We start from the raw sequence: 1,453 nt of genomic DNA, 5'->3' as shown, positions 1-1,453 counted from the left end.
CCTTAAATAGCAGCATCCCCATGAAAAACTCTTGAACCCTGAATAGCGGGCTAATATAGGCCAAGCCGTGCGCCGAAAATTCTGTCAATTTATCTGGAGCATAATAATTCACACCGGACAGATCGATAATATAAGAGAACACCAAGCCCAGAACAAGCAAAACCGCCAGTTTAAAGTGCCAATTTTTATTCAGACCTGAAAGCAACAATGGAAATACCGCATAGAAGAACAGCTCCGTAGAGATACTCCAAGAAACGCCATTAAATGAAAAATAGTATGCTGGAACAGGAACAGCAGACTGAAGAAGAGAAATGTTAAGCAAGGCCACTAGCCAGCCATCCTTAGCACCAAGCACCCAATCAGGCGCAGGAAATAAGACCACAACCAACATCAGCGTAAAAATATGCGCAGGCCATATCCTTGAGAATCGCGAAGTATAAAAATTATAAAGCCCTACATATGCCATCTTACTAGAGTACACATAACTAAGTATAAAGCCTGACAGCACAAAGAAAAAACTTACACCAGAAGATAGTGGGAGCCCACTTAGGAATTCGCTGGAAAAAACCAGCCCCTTTGCGTGATGCAATACGATGGCGAAAGCTGCGAAAAAACGGAGCGAAGTCAGGCTGTCGATCATGCCCTTACTGTCCATGAAAGGTAATATCCTGGCGATAACTTATGGGGGCCGGAATGCTACCTTATCTTCACCTCGCTCCGTTAGGATTTACGGGCAATCGGAGGCATCGCACGCAAGCACTGTCTCGCCTGGATCCGAGACTCAGTTGGCCGGAGCTATAGGCCAGCGTGTTGTCGGCGCTGAGGCTGGTAACGCTAACGGTAACCAGGCCCACGACCTACCCCAGTTGAACCGATCACTTACTCACAGTGTCCGGGGCCACCTGCTCGAATACCCCCTTTTTTCCAGGCGAAAAAAACCGCTCAAGGCGGTCATCTGAGTTGCGGGCTCGTTTACGGGGAGGTCGGCCACGTCAGCACTGGCAGACTGCACTCAGGAAAGCCATCAGCTGTCGGCAGATCGCGAAGCGCTTGACGATAATCCAAAACGGCTTTGAGTTTGCTGGCTGTCAGTGTTGGTGTTGCGCCGGCCAGTAACTCGTCTTGATGCCTGATTATCATCCAATCAGAAGTGGACAGCTCGTCTACGCGCTTGCCTAGGATGGCTGCCATTTTCGCGGCACGGATCTCTTCTGGGGTTTGGATCGGCTCCGGACGATTGGTGATAGTCCAGTCGGATCCGTTGAACGTGCAAATCTGAGCGACACTATTGAACGCAGGCGGTTCTACTTTCGTAGCATTTGCCGGGATCAAGAAAATACCCGGCTCCAAAGGCGATTCGAAAGCGTCGGTCATGCCGGTGTATTCGAAGGTTTCAGGGTGGTAACAAAAATACGAGCATAGGCATTCCCCTTAGTATTTAACACATGCCAGA

The 1,453-nt window shown here is 49.3% G+C and carries 2 protein-coding genes; both read right to left on the bottom strand.

Translation table 11 applies throughout. The features are described from left to right. A partial coding sequence (locus tag AC1DLB_RS29835) for an acyltransferase family protein (protein WP_477786270.1) occupies positions 1-640 on the bottom strand: 640 nt, incomplete at its 3' end. 332 nt (positions 641-972) lie between these two features. Then, entirely contained in the window at positions 973-1,374 is a 402-nt protein-coding gene (locus AC1DLB_RS29830) for a phage tail assembly chaperone (RefSeq protein WP_477743347.1), read from the bottom strand. Between the last annotated feature and the right edge of the window lie 79 nt (positions 1,375-1,453).

It is taken from the genome of Pseudomonas sp. 05N434 (genome assembly GCF_056396965.1).
This window is presented reverse-complemented; position numbering and strand designations above follow the sequence as displayed.